The sequence below is a fragment of the Frigoribacterium sp. PvP032 genome (assembly GCF_017833035.1).
GTDB lineage: Bacteria > Actinomycetota > Actinomycetes > Actinomycetales > Microbacteriaceae > Frigoribacterium.
This window is the reverse complement of record NZ_JAFIBM010000001.1, coordinates 847,921-870,566: the sequence shown is the minus strand read 5'-3', so window position 1 is coordinate 870,566 and position 22,646 is coordinate 847,921. Positions and strand designations below refer to the sequence as shown.

Genomic DNA, 22,646 nt, shown 5'->3' with positions numbered 1-22,646 from the left:
GCCCCGCAGCCGGTGGGCAGCGGGGCGTCCGGGCTACGCAGTGCGCCTAGTACGAACCGGCCCCCGAGGAGGCGGCAGCCGAGTCCGCGAGGAGAGCCCGCGACCCCGAGACGCCCAGCCGCGTGGCACCGGCGGCGACGTACTTCTGCGCGTCGGCCAGCGTGCGCACGCCGCCAGAGGCCTTGACGCCGAGACGCCCGCCGACGGTCTCGGCCATCAGCCGGACCGCGTGCTCGGAGGCACCGCCGGCCGGGTGGAAGCCGGTGGAGGTCTTGACGAAGTCGGCACCGGCAGACTCGGCGGCCTTGCACGCGCCGACGATCGCGTCGTCGCTCAGCGCCGCCGACTCGATGATGACCTTGAGCACTGTCGGGGCCGGCACGGCCTGGCGCACGGCGGCGATGTCCTCCTCGAGGGAGGCGTAGTCGCCGGCGACCGCGGCGCCGACGTCGATGACCATGTCGACCTCGTCAGCCCCGGCACGCACGGCCTCGGCGGCCTCGGCCGCCTTGACGGCGGAGGTGTGCTTGCCGCTGGGGAACCCGGCGACCACGGCGACCTTGAGGTCGGTGCCTTCAGGGAGCACGAGGGGCAGCATCGACGGCGAGACGCAGACCGAGTACGTGCCGAGCTCGACGGCCTCGGCGATCAGTGCGTCGACGTCGGCACGTGTCGCCTCGGGCTTGAGCAGGGTGTGGTCGATCAGGCGCGCCGCGTCGGCGCTGGTGAGGGTCTTCTCGGTCATGAGACCAGGGTACGGCGGTCGGCCGCGTCGTCCTGCGCCGCGTCGCCGTCGGCCCCGCTGTCGGCCCCGCCGTCGCGCACCTCGACGATCGAGGCGGTCGGGTGCTGCGCCAGGAACCGGTCGGCCGTGCGGAGCGACATCGCCATCTGCAACAGCGCCGGGTTCGCGACGACGGCGCTGGGGAACGTCGAGTTGTCGCAGACCCACAGGTTCGCGACGTCGAAGCTGCGGCCGTCGGGGTCGACCACGGCGTCTGCCGCGTCGTCGCCCATCCGGCAGGTGCCGAGGGTGTGCGCGGTGCGCGCCAGGACCCGGATGTCGGTGCCGCCCGCGGCCTCGACGATCGACGTCATCGTGCGGATGGCGTGCTCGTCGATGGCCTGCTCGTTCGGGCCCGCCGTGAACGAGATGCGCGCCTTGGGCACGCCGACCTCGTCGAGCTCGTCGGAGAGGACGAGGCGGTTGTCGTCGCTCGGCAGGCACTCGGCGTTGATGCCGATGCCCGACAGGTGGCGGTAGCCGCCGATGACGTCGGCCAGCTCGTCGCCCCAGAGCCCGCCGCCGCGCACCAACGTGGTGGCGAGGGTGAGCGGCGGGACGCCGAGGCTCTGGATCAGGTAGCCCCCGACGAAGTCGGCGTCGGCAGGCGCCCGCAGGTCTTCGGTGATGATCGACGACGGGTAGCCGCGGTGCCCGCGCATCTCGCCCTCGAAGGTGCCCCAGACCTGGGTGGCACCGTGGCACATGAAGTTGCGACCGACCTGGTCGCTGCTGTTCGCGAGCCCCGTGTGCAGCAACAGCCGTGGGGTCTCGACGCCGCCGGCGCAGAGGAACAGGGCAGCGGTGCGCTGCCGGTGCTCGACGCCGTCGTGCACGTAGACGACGGCCGTGACCTCGCCGTGCTCGTCGGTCTCGATCCCCGTCACCGTCGAGTCGGGACGGATCTCGGCGCCGTGGGCGACCGCGCTCGGCAGGTACGTGACGTCCATGCTGACCTTGGCGCCGTTGCGGCAGCCCTGGTGGCAGCTGCCGCAGCTGACGCAGGCATGGCGGAGGCCCGCGTGCTCCTGGTGGTGGTCGTGGGTGATGAGCGCCTCGGGGGCGTCGGCAGTGCGGATGCCGACGGCGTCGCAGCCGCGCACCATCATGTCGGCCGCCGCGTTGCGCCCGGCGGGCGGGTACGCATAGTGCCGCGAGGGATCCCACGGGTAGTCGCTCGGCCCCGAGACGCCGACGAACGCCTCGACCTGCTCGATGTAGCGCGTCACCTCGGCGGAGTCGACGGGCCAGTCGACGCCCGAGCCCGTGACGGACTTCAGGTGCAGGTCGCGCTCGTCGGGCCGGGGCACGAAGGCGCCCCAGTGCAGGGTCGAGCCGCCGACGCCGCGACCGGAGTTGTTCGGGCCGAACGCGTTCGGGTCGTCACCGTCGCTGAGGCGCTCGTCCATCCAGTTGATGGCCGTGCCCGCGTCCTCGTCGTTCGTGTACTGCTCGGGCTCGAAGTTCGGCCCTGCCTCGATCGCGACGACTCGCAGGCCGGCCGCGGCCAGCTTCGCCAGCAGGGGCGCGCCTCCGGCTCCGGTGCCCACGACGACGGCGTCGACGACCTCGTCGTGCCCGTAGGTGGTCATGTCGTCGAGCTTCATCGTGCTGCCTCCGTCGGTGCTGCTTGCGTCGATGCTGCCTGCGTGGGTGCTGCTTGCGTGGGTGCTGCCCCCATGGTCGGTTCCCACGCTTCTCGGGCGTCGGCGGCCAGCAGCTGGAAGCCCTGGAACCGCGGCCCGTCGCCACCGTTCGCGTAGCCGTCGTAGCCGATGCGCGACATCGTCGCCGGGTGGGAGAGCCACGTGCGGACGAGGTCGACCCGGCAGTCCTCGAACCAGAGGGTCATCTGCTCGGCGGTGAAGTCGTCGGCACGGGGCTCGTGCTCGCCTGCGATGATCGCCGTGACGAGGGCGTCCTGCTCGGCCCGCGGCAGGTCGCCGAACCCTGCCAGCTCGTCGAGCCCGCGGCGGTAGGCCTCAGGGTCGGGCGGCAGCGCGGCGTTGCGCCAGCCGTCGCCGCGGCCGGAGCCGACCTGCGCGTCGACCCGTGCGGCCAGGTCGATCGCCTGGTGCGGCTCGGGAGCCCGCTGCGGCACGATGCGGTCGCTCAGCTCGCGCAGGGTGCGCAGCTGCACCTCGTCGAGCACGGTGGGGGCGTACCGGGGGTCGTCGGCCAGGACCCGCCGCGCGTGCAGCGCCCGCGTCTGCGTGCTGACCCGTGAGGAGGCGAGGGTGCGGACCACGTCGACGGGCACGACCGGGCCGGTGCCCGCCTCGTCGCGCCAGAAGTCGAGGATCGCGGCTGCGACCTCCTCGGGACGCTCGAGGGGCAGCAGGTGCCCGGCGCCCTCGAGCACGTGCACCTGGGCCCGCGGGTAGACCCGGCTGTTGAGCTCTCGCTGTGCCGCCTCGCCGAGGTCGCCGTCGCTGCCGCCCGCGAGGATGACGGCGGGCACGTCGAGCACGCCGACCGCCTCTGACCAGTCTTCTCGGCTGCCGCGGTCGAACCAGGCCGTCCAGGCCTCGGCGGAGGCGCGCTGCACGTCGCCGACCGCCGTCGCGTCGGACGTCGGGTCGAGCGGCGCGCCCACGTTCGCGTCGACGAACGCACGCGCCGACGCGGCGTCGAGCGCGCCTCCGTCGGCCATCGCCCGCTTCTCGGCACGGTCGGCGTCGCTCATCGGCTCGGGGGTCGGCGGCGAGGCCGCGAGCAGCACGACGCCGCTCAGGCCGAAGAGCCCGTGTTCGCCGGCGAGGGCACGCGAGGCCACCACCGACGCGATCTTGCCGCCCATGCTGTGGCCGACCAGCACCCACCGGCCGGGCGCGTGACGCCGCACCTTGCGGACGACGAGCGCGACCATGTCGTCGACCGTGACGCCGGAGGCGGCGCTCGCGTCGCCGAAGCCGGGCAGGTCGAGCGCGACCACGTCGGCCGTGTCGGCGAGCCGGGCGGCGACGCCGTCGAACTCGCGCGCGCTCATGCCGAGCGCGTGCAGGAAGAAGATGGTCGGACGGGACGCGTCGACGGGTGTGTTCACGGTTGCTCCTCGGGGCCTCGGCGCGGTGCCCCCGGACAGCGGGGCCACGACGGACACTACGAGGCACCGCCGACATTACGAACGAGCGGCTGACCGGCCTCCCAGCCAGCCGCCTCCTGCCGGGGTACGCCCGCCTGCCCGAACTGGATGTCGGCGGGTTCCCGTGCCCCGCGGCGGGTCAGCGCGGACCCGCCGCGAGCGCCGGGAACCCGCCGACACCCGCTGTGACCCGCCGGGCACGCCAGCAACCCGCCGAGCACGACAGCGACCCGCCGACACCTGCTCTGACCCGCCGAGCACGACGGGGACCCGCCGAGATGTCGAGGGCGGGTCATCGGGGTCGAGGGCGGGTCCGCGGTGACCCGCCCTCGACCCTCGGGTCACGAGGGCAGAGGAGGCGCGGGAGCGACGGGAGGACATGCCCCACACTGTGCCCGGTCGCGCCCCCGACGGCCCGGCCCGGCACGGCACGACGCACGCAGACGAGGAGGCGCGGCGCGGCTGGGTGCCGCACCGCGCCTCCTCGACGCTGGTCGGGCCGGAGCCCGGGGTGGGGTCAGGCCCGGTGGGCGCCGTCCCCGTGGTGCCGGGTCGACGTCTCGGCGTCGAGGGGAGCCTCGGCCGCGACGTGCGACACGGCGTCCGCCGAGCCGGAGCTCGAGCCGGAGCCCGAACCCGCGCCCTGACCCGAGCCATCAGCACCGGCGCCCGGGTGCGAGCGCTCGAGCGACGCGCCCTCCACGTCGACGTCGGGCAGGATGCGGTCGAGCCACTTCGGGATCCACCAGGCGGCGTCGCCGAGCAGGTGCATCACCGCGGGGATGAGCAGCAGGCGGACGACGAACGCGTCGACGAGCACGCCGAGGGCGAGCCCCAGCCCGATGGACTGGATCATCACGGAGTTCGAGAACACGAAGCCCGAGAAGACCGCCGCCATGATCAGCGCCGCGGCGACGACCACGGTGCGTCCCGCGTGCACGCCGCGCTGGACGGCGAGCCGTGCCGGCGACCCGTGGGCGTACGACTCCCGCATGCCGCTCACCAGGAACAGCTGGTAGTCCATCGCGAGCCCGAACAGCACGCCGACCATCAGGATCGGCAGGAAGCTCAGGATCGGCCCGGGGTCGTGCACCCCGAACACCGGCCCCAGCCAGCCCCACTGGAACACCGCGGTCACGCCGCCGAACGCGGCGAACAGCGAGAGCACGAACCCGAGCGTCGCCGTCACCGGCACGAGGATCGACCGGAACACGAAGATCAGGATGATCAGCGACAGCCCGACGACGACGAGCAGGTACAGCGGCAGGGCCGCGGCGAGCTTCTCGCTGACGTCGATGTTGCCTGAGGCGTTCCCGGCGACGCCGAGCGACGAGACGCCCTCGACGTCGAGCGCGCGCAGGTCGCGGACGAGCTGCTCGGTCGACTCGGCCGTCGGCCCGCCCTCCGGCACGACCTGGAACGCGAGCAGGGTGTCGTCGTCCGAGGCGCCGATGGGGGCGATCGCGGCGACGTCGTCCTGGGCGGCCAGCTCGGTGCCGACGCGCACCTGCTCGGCGACGAGGTCGTCCTCCGAGACTGCCTCGTCGAGGTCGGCGACGACGAGCAGGGGCCCGTTGACGCCGGCCCCGAACTTGTCCTCGACGATCTTGTACGCCTTGTAGGCGCTCGAGTCGACGGGCTCGGACGAGCCGGCGGGCAGCCCGAGGCGCATCGAGAGCGCCGGGATCGCGATGATCAGCAGCACGGCGACGCCGGCGACCAGCGTCAGCACGGCACGACCGGTGCCCATGGGCTTCGACGGCACCTTCACGGCACCGGTGCGGCCGACCGCGGCACGCGCCTTCTTGGTGAGGATGCGCGGGCCGACGAGGCGCAGCAGCGCCGGGGTCAGCGTGATCGCGATGAGGATGGCGACGAACACGCAGACCGCGCCGACGGTGCCCATCAGGCCGAGGAAGGGGATCCCCGTCAGGTTGAGGGCGAGCAGGGCGATGAGCACGGTCGAGCCGGCGAACACGACGGCGTTGCCCGAGGTGCCGTTGGCGAGCCCGATCGACTCGTCGAGCGGCACGCCGGCCTTGAGCTGCGTCCGGTGCCTGTTGAGGATGAAGAGCGAGTAGTCGATGCCGACCGCGAGGCCCAGCATCACGCCCAGCACGGGCGTGACCGACAGCATCTCGACGGCGCCCGACAGCGACAGCGACGCGAGCACGCCGACGCCGACGCCGATCAGGGCGTTGAGCAGGGGCAGGCCTGCGCCGATCAGGGTGCCGAGCATGACGAACAGGACGATCGCGGCGATGATCACGCCGCCCACCTCGCCAGGGCCGAGGATCTCGGGGATCGTGGCGGCGATGTCGTTCGAGACCTCGACGTCGACGCCGGCGATGTCGGCGTCCTCCAGGTGCGAGACGACCGCCTCCTTCGCCTCGGAGGGCACCAGGTTGAGCGCCTTGTCGAACTGGACGGTCGCGACGGCCGTGGTGCCGTCCTCGGACACCTGGCGGATGCCGGACGAGAGGTCGAGCAGCGAGGCGCCGTCCTCGAGGGTCGTCTCCTGCGTCTCGAGCTCGGAGAGGCTCGAGTCGAGGGTGGACTGCTGCGTGTCGATCTGCTGCTGACCAGCCGTGAGCTGTGCCTGCTGCGCGTCGAGCTGCGCCTGCGCGGCGTCGAGCTGGCCGGCGGCCTCCGCCTGGGCCCGAGCGGCGTCGAGCTGCTGCTGGCCCGCGGTCAGCTGCGCCTGCGCGGCGTCGATCTGCGCCTGGCCGGACTCGATCTGGGTGCGGCCGTCCGCGATCTGCTGACGACCGGAGTCGATCTGCGACTGCGAGTCGGCGAGCTGCGCCTGCGTGGCGAACGGGTCGACCGTGCCCTTGACGTCGTCGAGGTCGGTCATGCTGCCGAGCAGCGAGACGATGTCGGCCTGCTGGTCGGCGGTGAAGGCGCTGTCGTCGCTGGTCGTGAAGACGACCGAGCCCGTGCCTCCGCTCGCCTGCGGGAACTCGTCCGCCAGCTGGTCCGACACCTCCTGCGTCTTCGTCCCGGGGATGCTCACGGCGGTGGTGAGGGTGCCGCCGAAGAGGGCGAACGAGCCGCCGGCGAGGCCGAGCACGACGATCCACGCGGCGATCACCACCCAGGCGCGTCGGGCCGAGAGCCGGCCGAGTCGGTAGAGCAGGGATGCCATGGGCGGTCGTCCTCCTGGTGGTGCGGTGGGCCGGTGGTCGGTCCGTGGGGTGGTGGAGCCTCGCGTCGCGTCGTCGGGAAGGAGGTGGGGGTCGGGCAGGGGGTGGGGGTCGGGCTGGGCGGGTCAGTCGGGAGGCGCGTAGCCGGTGCGCACGCTGGTCACGAGGCGGTCGAGCAGCTCGGCCCAGACGGCCCGGCCCTCGTCGTCGAGGGCGCCGTCGGTACGGCGCACCCAGTGCTCGGCGATCACGGCGATGCCGTGCAGCAGCGAGCTCACGAGGAGCTCGACGTCGAGCTGGTCGACCGCGATGCTGCGCCGGGCGGCGTCGGCGGCGAGGTGCTCGGTCGCGCGGGAGAAGACGTCCTGCACGCCCTTGTTCGCCCCGTTCGCCTCGGCATCGCCGTCGAGCACGCGCCAGAGGTACGCGACCACGGCGGGCAGGTCGATGCTGCGCAGGGCGAGCACCACCTCGTCGAACAAGGAGGAGCGGGTCCCGGCGACCTCGGAGGTCGCCACGGCCGCCGTGGCCGTCTGGAACTCGTCGATGGCGTCGGTCAGCGCCGCCGTGCAGAGCGTCATCACGACCTCGTCGAGGCTCGCGAAGTGGTTGAAGATCGTGCGGCGCGACACGTCGGCCCGGTCGGCCAGCTCGTCGACGCTGAAGCGCGGGGCGCCCTGCTCGGCGATCAGGGCGTCGGCCGCGTCGAGGATCGCCTGACGGTGCCGCGCCTTGAGGGCGGCACGTCGGTCGAGGGCGGGGGCGGTCGAGGGCACCTGCCTACACTAAGTGCAGCGACGCACTCGGTGCACGGCGCCAGGGTGGGGAATCGCTGGGAAGTTCGGCCGGCCTCCTCAGCGGGCGAGGGCTCGCGCCAGGTACGGCGCCGTGCGGCTGGCACGCGACGCGGCGACCTCGCGCGGCGTGCCCGTCGCGACGACCTGCCCGCCCGCGTCTCCCCCGCCGGGCCCGAGGTCGATCACGTGGTCGGCGGCCGCGACGACGTCCATCGCGTGCTCGACAACGACGACCGTGCTGCCCGCGTCGACGAGGCGCTGCAGCTGCGCGACGAGCAGCTCCACGTCGGCCGGGTGCAGGCCGGTGGTCGGCTCGTCGAGCAGGTACAGGGTGTTGCCGCCTCGCATCCGCTGCAGCTCGGTCGCGAGCTTGATCCGCTGCGCCTCGCCGCCCGACAGCTCCGGCGCCGGCTGCCCCAGCCGCAGGTAGCCGAGGCCCACCTGCCGCAGGGTCGAGAGCGCGCGGGAGGCGGCCGGCACGTCGCCGAGGAACCCCTCGGCCTCGTCGACGGTCATCCCGAGCACGTCCGCGATCGTCGCTCCGTGCCAGGTCACCTCGAGGGTCTCGGCGGTGTAGCGCGCACCGTGGCACTCCGGGCACGGCGCCCAGCTGCCCGGCAGGAACAACAGCTCGACCGTGACCGAGCCCTCGCCCTGGCAGACCTCACAGCGGCCGCCGACCACGTTGAACGAGAACCGCCCGGCGCCCCAGCCCCTGGCCCTCGCCTCGTCGGTGGCCGCGAAGGAGGCGCGCACCGCGTCGAACAGGCCGGTGTAGGTCGCGAGGTTCGACCGCGGGGTGCGCCCGATCGGCGCCTGGTCGACCTGCACCACGCGGTCGACCAGCGGGTGGTCGGTCGCGCGCTCGGCGAGGACGCCGCCGACGAGGCTCGACTTGCCCGAGCCGGACACGCCCGTGACGGCGGTGAGCACCCCGAGCGGCACGTCGACGTCGAGGGCGCGGAGGTTGTGCCGGGCGACGTCGCGCAGCTCGAGCCACGCGGTCGGGACGCGGGGGGCACGCTCGGTCGGTGCGTCCTCGGGGGTGCCGCGCGCCTCCTCGGCTGCGTCGCCCCGGCCCTGACGCACGACACCTGCGTCACGGCGCGGTGCGAGGAACCGTCGCGTGACCGACGCCTCGACGTCGGCGAGGCCGTCGACGGGGCCGCTGTAGAGCACCTCTCCTCCCCCGGTGCCGGCGCCGGGCCCGACGTCGACGACCCAGTCGGCGCGACGGACGATCTCCATGTCGTGCTCGACGACGAACACGCTGTTGCCCCCGGCGCGGAGGGCCTCGAGCACCTCGACCAGCGACTCCGCGTCGGCCGGGTGCAGGCCGGCGCTCGGCTCGTCGAGCACGTAGACCACGCCGAACAGGCCGGAGCGCAGCTGCGTCGCGATGCGCAGCCGCTGCATCTCGCCCGGCGACAGCGTCGGCGTCGCGCGGTCGAGGCTGAGGTAGCCGAGCCCGAGCCCCGTGAGCACCTCGACCCTCGACAGCAGGTCCCGAGCGATGGTCACGGCGACCTCGGTGCCCTCGCCCGAGGAGGCGCGCGAGGTCGCCGCGGTCGCGTGCGCCAACGAGGCGGTCGGCCGCAGCACCTCGGCGACCTCGGACAGGGGCAGCCCGTTCAGCTCGGCGATCGTGCGGCCGGCGAAGGTCACGGCGAGCGCCGCCCTCGTCAGGCCGGTGCCGCCGCAGAGCGAGCACGGGCCCGACTCGACGAACTGGAGCACCTTGGCGCGCTGCGTCTCGCTCTGGGAGTCGGCGAGGGTGTGCAGCACGAAGGCGCGGGCGCTCCAGAACCGGCCCTTGTAGGGCTTCGCGACGCGGTCGCGCTGGGGCACCACCTCGACGACGGGCTGCTCCTCGGTGAAGAGGAGCCAGTCGCGGTCGGCCCTCGGCAGCTCGCGCCACGGCCGGTCGATGTCGTAGCCGAGCACCGCGGTGACGTCGCGGAGGTTCTTGCCCTGCCAGGCGCCGGGCCAGGCGGCGATGGCTCCGTCGCGGATGCTCAGCGAGTCGTCGTGCACGGCCGAGGCCTCGGTGACCTCGTGCGCGATGCCGAGCCCGTGGCAGCGCGGACAGGCGCCGGCGACGGTGTTCGGCGAGAAGGAATCGGACTCGAGCCGCTCGGCGCCCGCGGGGTAGCTGCCTGCCCGCGACCAGAGCATGCGGGTGGAGTTCGAGAGGGTCGTGAGCGTGCCGACGGTCGAGCGGGAGCTCGGCGCCCCACGGCGCTGCTGCAGGGCGACGGCCGGCGGCAGGCCCGTGATCGACGCGACGTGCGGGGTGCTGCCCTGCGCGATGAGGCGACGGGCGTAGGGCGCGACCGACTCCAGGAACCGGCGCTGCGCCTCCGCGAAGATCGTGCCGAACGCGAGCGACGACTTGCCCGATCCCGAGACTCCCGTGAACGCGACGATGCGGTCTCGGGGCACGTCGACGTCGACGTCGCGCAGGTTGTTCTCGCGGGCGCCGCGGACGCGGACGAAGCCGTCGGCGAGCGCGCCGGTCCCGGGCGCGGGCGCGCCGGCGGGCACGGGCGCGCCGGGTGCGTCGGCCGGTACGGGGGCGGGGGCGTTCGCGGACGCGTCGGCAGGTGCGTCGGCGGGTGCGTCAGCAGGTGCGTCGGCAGGTGTCGAGGAGGCGCGCGAGCGTGAGGAGGGCATCCGGGCGATCGTAGGCGGTGCGGCCGCGCGATGCCGAGGGCGGGTCGACTGCGTCGAGGGCGGGTCGCTGCGCACCCGCCCTCGACGCAAGCGACCCGCCCTCGACGGAGACGGCGTCGAGCCGGGGGACGCCGTGGCCGACAGCTGGCTGCGAGAGGGGCGGACAGCCTTGTCCGTCCGCACCCCCGTGGCTACCGTTGAGGCACGGCACCGGGGGGGTGCCGCACGCGAGGCAGCCCTGCTGCTCACCGACTCGCGGGCACGAGATCAGGGAGACGGACCATGTCGACGACGACGAACACGGGCAACGAGAGCGGCAGCGACGGCAACGGCGGCGGCGGCGGCGGCGACCCTGCCAGCCCGCGCACGGCCAGCGCGACCGGCCCGACCAGCGCGACCGGCCCGACCGGGCCGACCGCCGGCAGACCGGACCGGTTCGCGACGGCCGCCGGCCGCCTCCTTCGTGCCCCTGCCTCGGCCGCACGGTACGCGAGGCTCCGCGCCAGGGCGACCTCGACGCCGCGTCCGAGCGACGTGCCCTTCGGCGCCGGTGCCGGCGTCGACCCCGACCGGGTGCTCGTCGTCGGAGCCGGGCCGGCCGTCGGCTGGGGCACCAGCTCGCACGACCTCGCCCTGCCGGGACGCGTCTCCCGGCGGCTCGCGCGCCGCACGGGTCGCGGCTCGCACGTGGCGGCGCTCTCGGAGCCGACCCACCGGCTGCCGGCGATCCGGGCAGCCCTCGACGACGTCTTCCTCGAGAACTGGGACGTCGTCGTCGTCACCCTCGGAGCAGCTGACGCCCTCACCCTGCGATCGCCGCGCGCCTGGGCCCGCGAGCTCGACGCTCTCGTCGTCTCGCTGCTCGGACGGCTCCGGCCCTGTGCGCGGGTGGTGGTCGTCTCCGCTCCGCTCCCCGACGCGCTCTCGACCTTCGGGCTGCATCCCTCGGCCACGTCCGAGCGTCACTCGCAGCTGCTGCGCGACGTCGCCGACGACGTCTGTTCCGCCCACGCGCGCGTGACGCACCTCGCGCTTCCGGCCGTGCTCCTCGCACCCGTGCCGGCCGCGACGCCGCAGGGGCCCAGGTCCGAGGAGGCGCCCCCCGCCGTCGACGACCCGACCGGGCGTCTCTACGAGCAGTGGGCCGAGGCCCTCAGCGAGCACGTTGCGCCGCTGCTGCACGCCCAGCGCGCCCGGACCGACTCGCCGCAGCGAGCACGCAGCCGCCCCCAGCCCGAGCGCGCGCGACTCGCCGCGATCAGCGCCGCGGGGCTCGAGCAGGCCGCGCCGACCGCCGCGCTGCACGACATCACGGACAGGGCCCGGGAGGCCTTCTCGACCGACGGAGCCGCGTTCGACCTCATCCTCGACGACCACCAGTGGGCCGTCGTCAGCACGCTCGGGTCCGCTCGGGCCATGCCCCTGAGCGAGTCATTCTGCGTCACGACGATCCGCTCGGAGGAGCCGTTCGTCGTCGCCGACGCCTGGCAGGAGGGGCTCGACCTGCCCCGGAACGACATCCGGTTCTACGCCGGCTGGCCCGTCCACACGGCGGACGGCACGCGCATCGGCGCCGTCTGCGTCTTCGATCCGCGACCCCGCGACGTCTCCGGCGTGCAGGTCGAGAGGCTGCGCGCGTTCGCGCTCGACATCGAGCGCGAGCTGTTCCGCCGCGCGGCCGCCTGACGACGCGCCACGACGACGCGGGAGCGACAAGACGACGCGATGTTCCCCGTCGTCTTGTCGCTCCCGCGTCGCCCAGCGCGCGAGACGCGGGCGGCGCCTCCTGCGGCCTGGGCTGTTCACGCGGGTCACGCGGCTCACGCGGCTCACGCCGGTCACGCCGGTCACACTGATCACGCGGGTCACGCGGGTCACGCGGAGTGGTCCGCAAATGCCGACCGTTCGCGCCCCGACGACCCTGCAACACGTGGATTTCACCGTATTGCAGCTTCCCCGGTCGGCATTTGCGGTGCAGAGGCACGGGTCAGCCCGCAAAGCGAGAGAGATCGGTGCCCGCGGCGCCACGGGAAGCTGATCTCGCGGGGCCGACGGGGCAGATCACGCTCAAATTACGGGCCGGGCCGCAGGGGGTCGGACGCGAGAGGGCGGGGTGGCGGTGTCGCGCTCAGAGGGCGGGGTGCCGGCGTCGCGCTCAGAGGGCGGGGTGGCGGTGTCAGGCTCAGAGGACGACGAGCACGACCACGACCGCAGCGGCGACGACGACCTCGAGCACGACGTTCGCGACGACCCGCCAGCGCGCACGGTCGGGCCGCCGCCACGGCAGGCCCGGCCAGCGCAGCACGGCGCCCGTCACACCGCCCGCGACGAGCAGCACCGGCAGCAGCCAGAGCGCCACGGGGACCGAGCTCCAGGGCAGCAGCTGGTGCAGCACCACCAGGACGACGGCGGAGTTCAGCGCGGCGATCAGCAGGTCGACGCGGCTGCGGGCCCGCCGCGCCTCCTTGTCGGACCAGGCGGAGAGCGCGAACGCACCCGTCACGAACAGGGCCAGCAGGCCGATGACGACGGCGGGGATCCAGGTCACTTCTCCTCCTCCAGCAGCTCGAAGGCGAGGTCGTCGAGGCTGACGGCCGAGCTGCTCAGCACCACGACCGCCCGGTCGGAGTCACGGTCGAAGCCGACGAAGCTCGCGTAGCCGCCCGTCATCCCGTCGTGCCAGGTCACGGTGCCGCCGCCGTCGCCGTCGCCGCCGCCGTCGCCCTCGCGCGGCGTGGTCTGCCACGCCCAGCCGATCTCGCCCCCGCCGTCGCCCGCCTCGACGAGCGGCTCCGTCGCGATCACTCCAGGAGCCCGGTCGTCCCGCTGCGCCACCGTGTACGCGACCATGTCGTCGAGGGTCGAGCGCACGCTGCCGGCGGGCCCGAAGGCGCGCATCGTCCAGGCGTCCGCATGTCGGCCGCTCGACGTGAAGCCCGTCGGCGCGTCCGGACGGAGCCCCTCCGGATCGCCCGGCGCGTACGTGTCCGCGAGCCCGAGCGGCTCCGCGACGCGCTCGGCGACGAGCTGCTCCCAGGGGGTGTCGGCCGCTGTGGCGAGCGCCTGCCCGAGCAGCGCCATCCCGAAGTTGGAGTAGCCGTAGGGCTTGTCGTCGTCGACCTCGGCCCGCGAGGCCTGCCCGACGAGGGCGGCGACGTCGTCCGTGTAGGGGTCGGCGCCCGAGAGGTTCGCGAGCAGCACCCGCCCCGTGAACCGCAGGTCGGCGGGCAGCCGCGGCAGGCCGCTGTGCTGCGTCGCCAGCTCCTCGAGGGTGATCGAGGAGGCGGCGCCCGTCACCCCGAGGACGTCGCCGAGCGTGCTCTCGCGCTGCACCTCGCCGCGCTGCAGGGCCACCGCGTACAAGGAGGCGGTGATCGTCTTCGTCACCGACCCGATCTCGAACTCGTCGGCCCCCGGCCCCGTGGCCGTGCCGAACTCGGCACGCGTGACCTCGTCGCCGTCGACGACCGCGACGGCGAGCCGGTCGAAGGCGCCGGCGGGCAGCTCGTCACGGACCTGCCCGATCAGGGCCTCGTCGCCGGTCACCTCGGGCGAGAGCGACGGCGGACGCGGGATCGCCGCGGCACCGAGGGCGAGCGTCACCACGCCCGCGACCACGGCGGCGGCGACGCGACGCCCGCTGCGCTCGTTGCCGCCACGGCCGCTGCGCCCGGTGCCGCCGGTGCGCCCGCTCACGAGGCCCTCCCCACGGCGCCGAGCACGACGAGCAGCGGCACGACCCGCTCGGGAGGCACGGCGTACCGCCCCCGCCCGGCGGCCACGAGCCACCCCGTCGCGACGAGCTGGCCGAGGTGGTGGTACAGCTGCCCGGTCGACCCGAGGCCCCCTTCAGCCGAGATCTGCGCGACCGTGTCCGCGCCTCCCACGACCGCGTGCAGCAGGCCGAGCCGCGTCGCGTTGCCGAGCGCCGCGAGCGACGGTGCAGCCTGCGACCAGTCCGCGGCGAGCAGCCCGTCGGTCGTCAGCGTGATCTGCCAGTCGACGGGACCAGCGGGCACCGCGACGGAACCGGCGAACACGATCCCTCCCGGCGGGTCGAGGCGCTGCTTGACGCCGTCGAGCGCCCAGAAGACATCACCCGACGACGCGGCGACGGCAGCGGCAGCGCCATCGGCAGCAGCAGCGGCGCCAGCGCCGACGCCATCGGAGGAGGCTCGCGCCGGCTCGCCGGGACCGGCGTCGGCAGCCCGCTGCTCGAGCAGGTCGAGCCGCGCGAGCGCACCGGCCAGGGTCGTGCGGAGCTCGTCGAGCTCGGCTCGGACGGGATCGCGAGGAGTCATGCCTCCACCATAACGACAATTCCGGAACAAGTCAGCCGATCTGGAGAACTCGGCGGACTCGGTCACACGAAGCAACACGGAAGCGACAAAGCGACGCGGTGTTCCACGGAGGTTCGTCGCTCTCGCGTCGCTTCAGACCGCAGGCCGCGCCGGCCGCGCCGAGCAGCCTGCGATCAGCGCTCAACGCTCAGCGATCGACGACGAACGCCTCGACCGCCGCGACGGCCGCGCCCCGCGCCCACCGCGTGAACCCCGTCGCCTGCAGGTCGACCGTCACCGGCTCCGCGTCGGCGGCGCGACGGGCACGCATCGCGGAGTCGACGACGTCGCGACCCGCCAGGCCGACACCGATGCCGTCGCCGGTGACGACGATCGCCCGGGGCCAGGCCAGGTCGGCGACCAGCGCGAGCAGGGCGCCCAGCGCCTCCGCCGCCTCCTCGACGACAGCCGTCGCCCCCGGGTGCCCGGACGCGTGCGCGGCCAGCAGCTCGTCGAGCGAGGCGCCCTCGCGCCCGAGCGCCCGCGCGGCTCGGCCGAGCACCGCCGACAGGGCGAGCACCGAGGAGGCGCACCCCCGGTGGCCCTCGTCGCAGACGCCGTCGCCGATGCCGAGCGGCACGTGGGCGATCGGGCTCCGCGCGCTCGACGGCAGCTCGAGGATCGCCCCGCCCACGACGAGCGCGTAGCCGAGGCCGGCGCCGACGGTGACCAGCGCGAAGCGGTCGAGGTCGCGTGCGGCCCCGAGCCAGCGCTCCGCGCGGACGAGCGAGACGACGTCGTTGTCGACGACGACCGGCAGGTCGAGGCGCTGTCGCAGGGCGGCGCCGAGGTCGACGTCGACCCAGTCGAGCAGCGGAGCGACCGACACGTGACCGACGTCGTCCACCTGCCCGCCGACGCTCACCCCGACTCCGTGGACGGCCCGGTCCGAGCACCGGGAGAGCAGCCGACGCACGATGTCGGCGACCGCGTCGACGACGACGGCCGGATCTGTCGAGGAGAGCTCGGTCGACGCCTCGTGCAGCACCTCCGCGCGCAGGCCCGCGACGACGCCCCAGACCCGCCCCGCGGTGATCTTGACGCCGACGACCACGTCGCGGTCGAGGACGAGGTCGAGCGGGGTCACGGGTCGGCCGAGCCCTGGGCCGAGCACCACGTCGAGTTCGTGCACCAGTCCGGCGTCGAGCAGGGGCCTGACCGCCCGCGTCACCGAGCCCGGCGTGAGGCCGAGCGCCAGCCCCAGCTCGCCGCGGGTCAGGGGGCCGTGCAGCAGCAGCTCGACGACCACCTGGTGGCCGGTGCCGCGCCGCGGCAGCGCAGGCTCGGGCCCCAAGGCCGCAGCAGGAACCGGGGCAGCGGCAGCGGCAGAGGCAGAGGCAGAGGCAGAGGCAGGGGCAGGGACCCTCCCGGTCTGCTCGTCCACGGCGCCTCCTCCGACGATCAGCAGTGTAGTGACGGCCCACCGCCTTGACCGATCACATCGTTGCGCACTACAAATAAGCGTCGAGGTCGACCCCCTCGGCAGCACGCGACCCCGCCGGAGGAGCACCATGACGACGACGTCCGATCCCACGCCCGCGCCGACGAACGGACCCACGAGCGCAGCCGCGGCTCCCCCCGTCGTCCACCTCTCGTCCGGCGGGGTCAGCCTGGTGCTCGACCTCACCGCGGGCCGCCTCCCGGTCGTCGCCTGGTGGGGCGCGGCCCTCGGCGACCTGTCGGCGGGCGAGCTCGACGCCGTCGTCCGCAGCGGCCTCGCCGGGGTCGTGCCGAACGAGCTCGACGAGCCCGAGATCGTCGAGCTGCTGCCGCTCGCCTCGGGCGGCTGGCGAGGCCAGCCGGGGCTCGAGGGGCACAGCGCCGGCACCTCCTGGACGCCCCTGTTCCGGGCCGAGCGCACCACGCTCGAGGGGCGCGTGCTCACCGTGCACGGTGTCGACGAGCAGTCGGGCCTCGCAGTCGACGTCGTCGTCGAGCTGCTCGAGTCGGGCCTGCTGCGCAGCCGGGCCGCGGTCACCCGCACGGCAGGCGACGAGTTCGTCGTCGACTCGCTGCAGCTCGCGCTGCCGGTGCCCCGCCGGGCCCAGGAAGTGCTCGACCTCGCCGGCCGGTGGGGACGCGAGCGCGCCCCGCAGCGGCTGCCGTTCGTGGTGGGCGCGCACCTGCGCGACTCGAGGCGCGGTCGCACCGGGGCCGACGCCTCCTTGGTGCTGGCCGCCGGCACGCCCGGCTTCGGCTTCTCGTCGGGTGAGGTCTGGACGCTGCACGTCGCCTGGAGCGGCGACCACCGCGAGTACGCCGAGCGCATGGCGAGCGGCGCGAGCGTGATCGGCGGCGGCGAGCTGTTGCTGCCCGGCGAGGTGCGGCTCGCGGCCGGCGAGTCGTACGAGGGCCCGTGGGTCTACGCCTCGTGGGGGCGCGGCCTCGACGCCGCGGCGGCACGGTTCCACGAGCACCTGCGGTCGCGCCCCGGGCACCCGTCGTCGCCCCGACCCGTCGTCCTCAACACCTGGGAGGCCGTCTACTTCGACCACGACCTCGACCGTCTGCTCGAGCTCGCCCGTGCGGCCGCCGAGGTCGGCGCGGAGCGGTTCGTGCTCGACGACGGCTGGTTCCGCGGACGCCGCGACGACACGGCGGGTCTCGGCGACTGGTTCGTCGACGAGACGGTCTGGCCCGACGGCCTCGAGCCGCTGATCAGCGCCGTCCGCGAGCTCGGCCTCGACTTCGGCATCTGGGTCGAGCCCGAGATGGTCAACCCCGACAGCGACCTGGCCCGCGCCCACCCCGAGTGGATGCTCGCGCCGGCCGGCCGCCTCCCGATGACCGGCCGCAGCCAGCAGGTGCTCGACCTCGGGCACCCCGAGGCGTACGACTACCTGCTCGAGCGCCTGACCGACCTGCTCGGCTCGCACGACGTCGCCTACGTCAAGTGGGACCACAACCGCGACCTGCTCGAGGCGGGCCACTCGCCGACCGGGACGCCGGGCGTGCACGACCAGACCCTCGCGCTCTACCGCCTGCTCGACGAGCTGCGCGCGCGGTTCCCGGCCGTCGAGATCGAGTCGTGCTCGTCGGGCGGCGCCCGTGCCGACCTCGGCGTGCTCGAGCGCACCGACCGGGTCTGGGCCAGCGACAACATCGACCCGCTCGAGCGCCAGCAGATCCAGCGCTGGACGTCGCAGCTGCTGCCCGGCGAGATCACGGGCTCGCACGTCGGCTCGCCGCACTCGCACTCGACCGGCCGCACGCACAACCTGGCCTTCCGTGCCGGCACCGCGCTGTTCAGCCACTTCGGCATCGAGTGGGACGTCTCCCGCGCCTCCGCCGACGAGCGCGCCGAGCTCGCCCGCTGGGTGGACCTGTACAGGGAGGTGCGCCCGCTCGTGCACACCGGTCGCGTCGTGCGCGCCGACCACGTCGACGAGTCGTCGCTGCTGCACGGCGTCGTCTCGCAGGACGGCTCGGAGGCCCTCTTCGCCTTCGTCCAGCTGACGACGCCGCTCACCTCGGCGACGGGGTCCGTCCCGCTGCCCGGGCTCGACCCTGCCCGCCGCTACCGAGTCGAGCTGCAGGCGCCCGGCGACGCGCCCCGCACGCGGTCCGACTCGCCGCCGCCGTGGATGACCGACGGGGGCGTCGTGCTGTCGGGCGGCGTGCTCGCCGAGCAGGGGCTGCAGCTGCCCGCGCTGCACCCGGAGCAGCTGCTGCTGCTGCGCGCGCGGGCCCTGTAGGAGGCGGCGGCCGGCCCCGCAGGAGGCGGCGGCCCACCCTCGGGACGCGCGCGCCGCCTCCCGCGACCTGGGTGTCGGCTCCTGGGCCCGGCGTACGCTCGCGCCCATGACCAACGACGATCACACCACTCGCCCCTCCGAGGCGAAGCACGAGACCGACGACCCCACCACCTCGACCGCGACCAGCGAGGAGACCGTCGAGGAGATGCAGTCGACGCCCGTGTCGGACTCCCCCGCGATCGACGACGACATCGACCAGGACGCCGTCAAGACGCTGCCCGGCTCCGGCGGTCCCGACGACGTCGGCACGATCGACGTGGACCCTGCCGACCTGAACCTCTCGGGCGACTCGATCCCCGGGCACCCGAAGCCGGGCCCGCCCAAGCACTAGCCCGCGCGTCCAGGCCCGCTCGCTCAGGCCAACTCGCTCAGGCCCGCTCGCTCAGGCCCCGACGCCGTCCCGGAGGAGCCGCACGACTCCGTCGATCGACTGCTCCGTCAGGTCGCGGCGCGTGACGATGTGGTAGCTCAGCAGCCCCACCAACGCCTCGACCGCCGTCGCGGTCGGGGCGTCGGCACGCACCTGGCCGGACGCGACGGCTCGGCCGAACCGCGCCTCCAGGGCGACCCTCGTCACCGTCGTGAGCTGCTCGTCGTAGCGGGCGGCCACCTCGTCGTCCTCAGCTGTCGCCGCCGACGTCGCCCTCAGCAGGGCGGCGGTCGACGGCGACGCGAGCGCCCGACCGAAGTCGCGCAGCCACCCGGCGACGTCGGCCCACACGTCGTCGCTGTCGGTCTCGGGAGTCGGCACGGCGAGCCCTGGCATCAGGTGCCCCTCGAGGACGCCCTCGGCCACCAGCGCCGCCTTCGACGACCACCAGCGGTAGATCGTCTGCTTGCCGACGCCGGCGGCGGCCGCGACCCGGTCGAGCGAGAGCTTGTCGTAGCCGCGCTCGGCGAGCTCGTCGCGGGCCGCGAGCAGGATCGCCCGGCGCGCGTCTTCGCTGCGGACCCGGCCGGGTCGTGTCGTCACCATGCCTCCAGCTTCGCCCATCCGCGACTCGTGTCTCTCTCTCTCCTCATTCAGGACGTTGAGTCCTGAGTTGGCGTCGTGCAGGACTCGCGGTCCTGGATCGTGCACAGATCAGGAGGCGGCACGCGCGTATTCCTGAATCCTGCGCACACGCGCACACGCGCACACGCACGGATCCGCAGCCCCGCGAGCGCGGACCCGCGTCGCGCTACTGCACGGACCAGCCGCCGTCGCTCGCGAGGATCGCGCCGTTGATGTTGACGGCGTCGTCGCTCAGCAGGAACGTGATCGACGCGGCGAGCTCCTCGGCGGTCGCGACGCTCGGGATCGCCGCCTGGAACGGTCGCAGCCGCGCCGAGCCGACCTCGGACACGTTCGCCGGGAACGGGATCCCCGTCGCGACGCCGCCGGGCGCCACCGCGTTCACCCGGATGCCCTGGCCCGCGTACATGAACGCCGCCGACTTCGTCAGGCCCACCACGCCGTGCTTCGACACCGTGTAGGCGTTGCCCGAGGCGTTGCCGCGCAGCCCCGCCTCGGACGCGACGTTCACGATCGAGCCGCGGCCCGCCTCCTGCATGACCGGCAGCACGGCCCGCGAGAGCTTGAAGGCGCCGGTGAGGTTGACGGCGATGACCCTGTCCCACATGGCGTCGGTCGTCTCGTGCAGCGGCGAGAAGTCGTCGTTGATGCCGGCGATGTTGGCCAGGGCGTCGATGCGCCCGTCGGCGGCGGCGACGATGCGGTCGACGTCGTCCTGCGCCGTGATGTCGCCCGCGACGGTGACGAGGGCGACGTCGACGTCCGCCAGGTCGGCGACGAGCGCCTCCAGCTTGTCGGCGAACAGGTCGACAGCGACCACGCGGCCGCCCTCGCGAGCCACGCGGGAGGCGGTGGCACGGCCGATCCCGGAGGCCGCGCCGGTGACGACGACGGTCTTCCCCGCGAAGCGGCCAGGGGTGGTCTTCTCGCGCCAGGGACCGGTCGCGTCGTCGGCCCCGACCGCCGCCTCCTCGGGGAAGACGCCGTCGTTGGCCCTGAGCACCAGGTCGTCGACCACCGCCTGGGGCAGCTGGCCCTGGCTCAGCGCGACGAGCTGCTGCAGCGGCAGGCCGCGGACGGGAGCGAGCGACGACTCGTCGAACGCGCCTCCCTGCCCGAGGACCTCACGGACGAGGGCGCCGCCCTCGGGGTGGTCGAGCCAGTCGCCGATGGTGGTGGAGCCGGTCAGCGGGCGGTCGTTCGTGGTCATGGTGTCTCGCTCCCTCGCGTGTTACGAGACTGATTGTCTCGTTTTGGCGAGGGTAGGGGCGAAGGCTGAGCGTCCGCCGCGCGGAGCCTCGGCGCGGAGGGTCAGCCGCGCGAGTAGCGGACGACGACGCCGGGCGACCACGTCGCGACGTCGGGCTCGCGGTCGACGAGGCCGGGCAGGCCGGCCGCCGCGAGCAGCTCGTCGTCGACGCGGGTCACGGTCGCGGTGCGGAGCGGCCACGGCTCGTGTGCCCTCCGCCACCAGCGGGTCGAGCCGAAGGAGGCGGCGTGCACGCCCCAGCGCTCCGTCAGGAACTCGAGGGCCGGGTCGGGCGCGACCGCCTCGTCGCCCGGGGCGACCCGGACGAAGCTGCCCGCGCCTCCTCGGTGCCGCCGGGTGCGGTGCGCGACGTCGTCCGGCCGCACTCGTGAGCCTGCTCGGGCCCAGACGTAGGGCAGGCCGATCGTGCGGGCGGCAAGCACGGCCGGGAGGTGCTGCGTGTCGATCGAGCGGTACGCGACGCCCCGTCGGCCCCGGTCGTCGACCGTCGCGAGCTGCACGACGATCTCGGTCATCGTGCCGAGCCGCCCGAGCCTCGGCAGGGGCGGCACCGTGCTGTCGACGAAGCGGTAGGCGACGAGGCTGGCCCAGGCGGCGCCGTCGTGCTCGTCGGGGCGCGTGCCGGGCGGCACGAGAGGGGCGACTCGGTCGGGCTCGACACGCCAGTGCAGGCCGACCACCTCGCGCCAGTCGTGCTGCGTGACGGGTCGGTGCGGGAGCGGCGGGGCGGCGGACACGGCTCCGTTCTACGCCGTGCCGCGCACGGTGTGCCGCAGACGGGCGGGTCCATCGCGGCCGGGCGACCACGACGGCCCGCGACCGACGAACTCGCCCGCTCCCCTGCCCGCTCCCGGGACGATGACGGCGACGGGCCTCGGCAGGCGGCGTCAGTACGCGGAGGACTGCCCGCCGTCGATCGGCACGACGGCGGCGTTCACGTAGGAGGAGTCGTCCGAGAGGAGGAACGCGACGACGGACGCGATCTCGGTCGCCTCGCCGTAGCGCTTGGTGGGGTTGCCCTGGATGAACTGCTCCGCCGCGCCACGCGGGTCGTCCGCGCTGATCTGCTTCATGGAGGCCTCGACCATCGGCGTCCAGATGGCGCCGGGCGCGATCGCGTTGATGCGGATGCCGAACCGGCCGTACTCGACGGCCGAGTTGCGGGTCAGGCCGACGACGCCGTGCTTGGCCGCCGCGTAGCCCGACTGGTTGCCGACGCCGCGGATCCCGCCGACGCTCGCCGTGTTGACGACCATGCCGGAGCCCTGGCGACGCATCACCGCGAGCACCTTCTCGAGCCCGAGGAACACGCCGCGCAGGTTGATCGCGACGACCTTGTCGAACTCGTCGGCGGTGAAGTCCTCGGTGAGGTTCTGTCGGCCCTCGATGCCGGCGTTGTTGAAGAAGCCGTCGACGCGCGAGAAGCGCTCGAGGGTGGCGGCGACGTAGGAGTCGACCTCCGCCTCCTTCGACACGTCGGCGACGACGGTCAGCACCTCGGCGTCGGGCGTGGACGAACGGATCGCCTCGACGCTGTCGACGAGGCCCTTCTCGCTGACGTCGACGAGGGCGAGCGAGGCGCCCTCCGCGGCGAGACGGACGGCGGCGGCACGGCCGAGGCCGGAGCCCCCGCCGGTGATGAGGACGACCTTGCCGGCGAAGCGGTCGACGGCGGGCGTGGGCGCGGGCGCGGGCGTGGTGGTCATGGTGGTCTCCTGACTTCGACGATGAAGGGCTCGGAGCTCGGCGGTGCGGCGAGTCCTGACCGCGTGCTCACGCAC

At 74.1% G+C, this 22,646-nt stretch carries 17 protein-coding genes; 3 read left to right on the top strand and 14 right to left on the bottom strand.

The genetic code is table 11. The annotated features are described in order from the left end of the window. Nucleotides 1-46: 46 nt before the first annotated feature. From deoC to JOE35_RS03900, 6 genes are all read right to left on the bottom strand, one after another. The gene (gene deoC / locus JOE35_RS03925) at nt 47-745 is read right to left on the bottom strand and encodes a deoxyribose-phosphate aldolase (RefSeq protein WP_209559953.1); all 699 of its coding nucleotides are present in this window, start codon (nt 743-745) and stop codon (nt 47-49) included. After that, complete coding sequence (locus JOE35_RS03920; RefSeq protein ID WP_209559952.1) at nt 742-2,391, bottom strand: GMC family oxidoreductase; 1,650 nt, start codon at nt 2,389-2,391, stop codon at nt 742-744. Before JOE35_RS03920 ends, deoC begins: the two co-directional genes overlap by 4 nt. Continuing rightward, a complete protein-coding gene (locus JOE35_RS03915) occupies nt 2,388-3,830 on the bottom strand; it encodes an alpha/beta hydrolase (protein ID WP_209559951.1) in 1,443 nt (480 codons plus the stop codon). Before JOE35_RS03915 ends, JOE35_RS03920 begins: the two co-directional genes overlap by 4 nt. Nucleotides 3,831-4,386: 556 nt before the next feature. Beyond that, a complete protein-coding gene (locus JOE35_RS03910; protein ID WP_209559950.1) occupies nt 4,387-7,017 on the bottom strand; it encodes an MMPL family transporter in 2,631 nt (876 codons plus the stop codon). A 123-nt stretch (nt 7,018-7,140) separates the two neighbouring features. Next, a complete protein-coding gene (locus JOE35_RS03905) occupies nt 7,141-7,791 on the bottom strand; it encodes a TetR/AcrR family transcriptional regulator (RefSeq protein WP_209559949.1) in 651 nt (216 codons plus the stop codon). Nucleotides 7,792-7,869: 78 nt separating this feature from the next. Beyond that, a complete protein-coding gene (locus JOE35_RS03900) occupies nt 7,870-10,485 on the bottom strand; it encodes an excinuclease ABC subunit UvrA (RefSeq protein WP_209559948.1) in 2,616 nt (871 codons plus the stop codon). 282 nt (nt 10,486-10,767) lie between these two features. On the opposite strand from JOE35_RS03900, the gene JOE35_RS03895 reads away from it, so the two are divergent. Further along, complete coding sequence (locus JOE35_RS03895) at nt 10,768-12,171, top strand: GDSL-type esterase/lipase family protein (RefSeq protein ID WP_209559947.1); 1,404 nt, start codon at nt 10,768-10,770, stop codon at nt 12,169-12,171. A 496-nt stretch (nt 12,172-12,667) separates the two neighbouring features. On the opposite strand, the gene JOE35_RS03890 is transcribed toward JOE35_RS03895, so the two are convergent. The 4 genes from JOE35_RS03890 to JOE35_RS03875 form a co-directional block, all read right to left on the bottom strand. Then, nucleotides 12,668-13,033 carry a hypothetical protein gene (locus JOE35_RS03890; protein WP_209559946.1) on the bottom strand — a complete coding sequence of 122 codons (366 nt, stop codon included), beginning with the start codon at nt 13,031-13,033 and terminating at the stop codon, nt 12,668-12,670. Further along, nucleotides 13,030-14,181, bottom strand: a complete 1,152-nt coding sequence (locus JOE35_RS03885; RefSeq protein ID WP_209559945.1) for a serine hydrolase — start codon at nt 14,179-14,181, stop codon at nt 13,030-13,032. The genes JOE35_RS03890 and JOE35_RS03885 overlap by 4 nt, the downstream gene beginning before the upstream one ends. Continuing rightward, nucleotides 14,178-14,786 carry a helix-turn-helix transcriptional regulator gene (locus JOE35_RS03880; protein ID WP_209559944.1) on the bottom strand — a complete coding sequence of 203 codons (609 nt, stop codon included), beginning with the start codon at nt 14,784-14,786 and terminating at the stop codon, nt 14,178-14,180. Before JOE35_RS03880 ends, JOE35_RS03885 begins: the two co-directional genes overlap by 4 nt. Nucleotides 14,787-14,973: 187 nt before the next feature. Next, complete coding sequence (locus JOE35_RS03875) at nt 14,974-16,119, bottom strand: ROK family transcriptional regulator (RefSeq protein WP_209559943.1); 1,146 nt, start codon at nt 16,117-16,119, stop codon at nt 14,974-14,976. Nucleotides 16,120-16,336: 217 nt separating this feature from the next. Between JOE35_RS03875 and JOE35_RS03870 the strand changes: the two genes are divergently transcribed. Together JOE35_RS03870 and JOE35_RS03865 are read left to right on the top strand one after the other, a co-directional pair. Then, nucleotides 16,337-18,520: an alpha-galactosidase gene (locus JOE35_RS03870; protein ID WP_209559942.1), complete on the top strand. Its 2,184-nt coding sequence runs from the start codon at nt 16,337-16,339 to the stop codon at nt 18,518-18,520. Nucleotides 18,521-18,626: 106 nt separating this feature from the next. Next, complete coding sequence (locus JOE35_RS03865) at nt 18,627-18,911, top strand: hypothetical protein (RefSeq protein ID WP_194613423.1); 285 nt, start codon at nt 18,627-18,629, stop codon at nt 18,909-18,911. A gap of 51 nt (nt 18,912-18,962) precedes the next feature. Here the strand turns inward: JOE35_RS03865 and JOE35_RS03860 are convergent, their stop codons facing one another. The 4 genes from JOE35_RS03860 to JOE35_RS03845 all read right to left on the bottom strand — a co-directional run bounded on the left by JOE35_RS03860 (nt 18,963) and on the right by JOE35_RS03845 (nt 22,571). Next, nucleotides 18,963-19,556, bottom strand: a complete 594-nt coding sequence (locus JOE35_RS03860; RefSeq protein WP_209559941.1) for a TetR/AcrR family transcriptional regulator — start codon at nt 19,554-19,556, stop codon at nt 18,963-18,965. 205 nt (nt 19,557-19,761) lie between these two features. Beyond that, the gene (locus tag JOE35_RS03855; RefSeq protein WP_209559940.1) at nt 19,762-20,805 is read right to left on the bottom strand and encodes an SDR family NAD(P)-dependent oxidoreductase; all 1,044 of its coding nucleotides are present in this window, start codon (nt 20,803-20,805) and stop codon (nt 19,762-19,764) included. Between the two features lie 101 nt (nt 20,806-20,906). Beyond that, nucleotides 20,907-21,602 carry a YqjF family protein gene (locus JOE35_RS03850; RefSeq protein WP_209559939.1) on the bottom strand — a complete coding sequence of 232 codons (696 nt, stop codon included), beginning with the start codon at nt 21,600-21,602 and terminating at the stop codon, nt 20,907-20,909. A 150-nt stretch (nt 21,603-21,752) separates the two neighbouring features. After that, nucleotides 21,753-22,571 (bottom strand): SDR family oxidoreductase, encoded by an 819-nt coding sequence (locus tag JOE35_RS03845; RefSeq protein WP_209559938.1) that lies wholly within the window; start codon nt 22,569-22,571, stop codon nt 21,753-21,755. Nucleotides 22,572-22,646 lie beyond the last annotated feature (75 nt).

Coding starts and splice junctions, on each gene's coding strand:
- deoC (WP_209559953.1), bottom strand. CDS start 745: ATGACCGAGAAGACCCTCACCAGCGCCGACGCGGCGCGCCTGATCGAC.
- JOE35_RS03920 (WP_209559952.1), bottom strand. CDS start 2,391: ATGAAGCTCGACGACATGACCACCTACGGGCACGACGAGGTCGTCGAC.
- JOE35_RS03910 (WP_209559950.1), bottom strand. CDS start 7,017: ATGGCATCCCTGCTCTACCGACTCGGCCGGCTCTCGGCCCGACGCGCC.
- JOE35_RS03900 (WP_209559948.1), bottom strand. CDS start 10,485: ATGCCCTCCTCACGCTCGCGCGCCTCCTCGACACCTGCCGACGCACCT.
- JOE35_RS03895 (WP_209559947.1), top strand. CDS start 10,768: ATGTCGACGACGACGAACACGGGCAACGAGAGCGGCAGCGACGGCAAC.
- JOE35_RS03880 (WP_209559944.1), bottom strand. CDS start 14,786: ATGACTCCTCGCGATCCCGTCCGAGCCGAGCTCGACGAGCTCCGCACG.
- JOE35_RS03870 (WP_209559942.1), top strand. CDS start 16,337: ATGACGACGACGTCCGATCCCACGCCCGCGCCGACGAACGGACCCACG.
- JOE35_RS03865 (WP_194613423.1), top strand. CDS start 18,627: ATGACCAACGACGATCACACCACTCGCCCCTCCGAGGCGAAGCACGAG.
- JOE35_RS03860 (WP_209559941.1), bottom strand. CDS start 19,556: ATGGTGACGACACGACCCGGCCGGGTCCGCAGCGAAGACGCGCGCCGG.
- JOE35_RS03855 (WP_209559940.1), bottom strand. CDS start 20,805: ATGACCACGAACGACCGCCCGCTGACCGGCTCCACCACCATCGGCGAC.
- JOE35_RS03845 (WP_209559938.1), bottom strand. CDS start 22,571: ATGACCACCACGCCCGCGCCCGCGCCCACGCCCGCCGTCGACCGCTTC.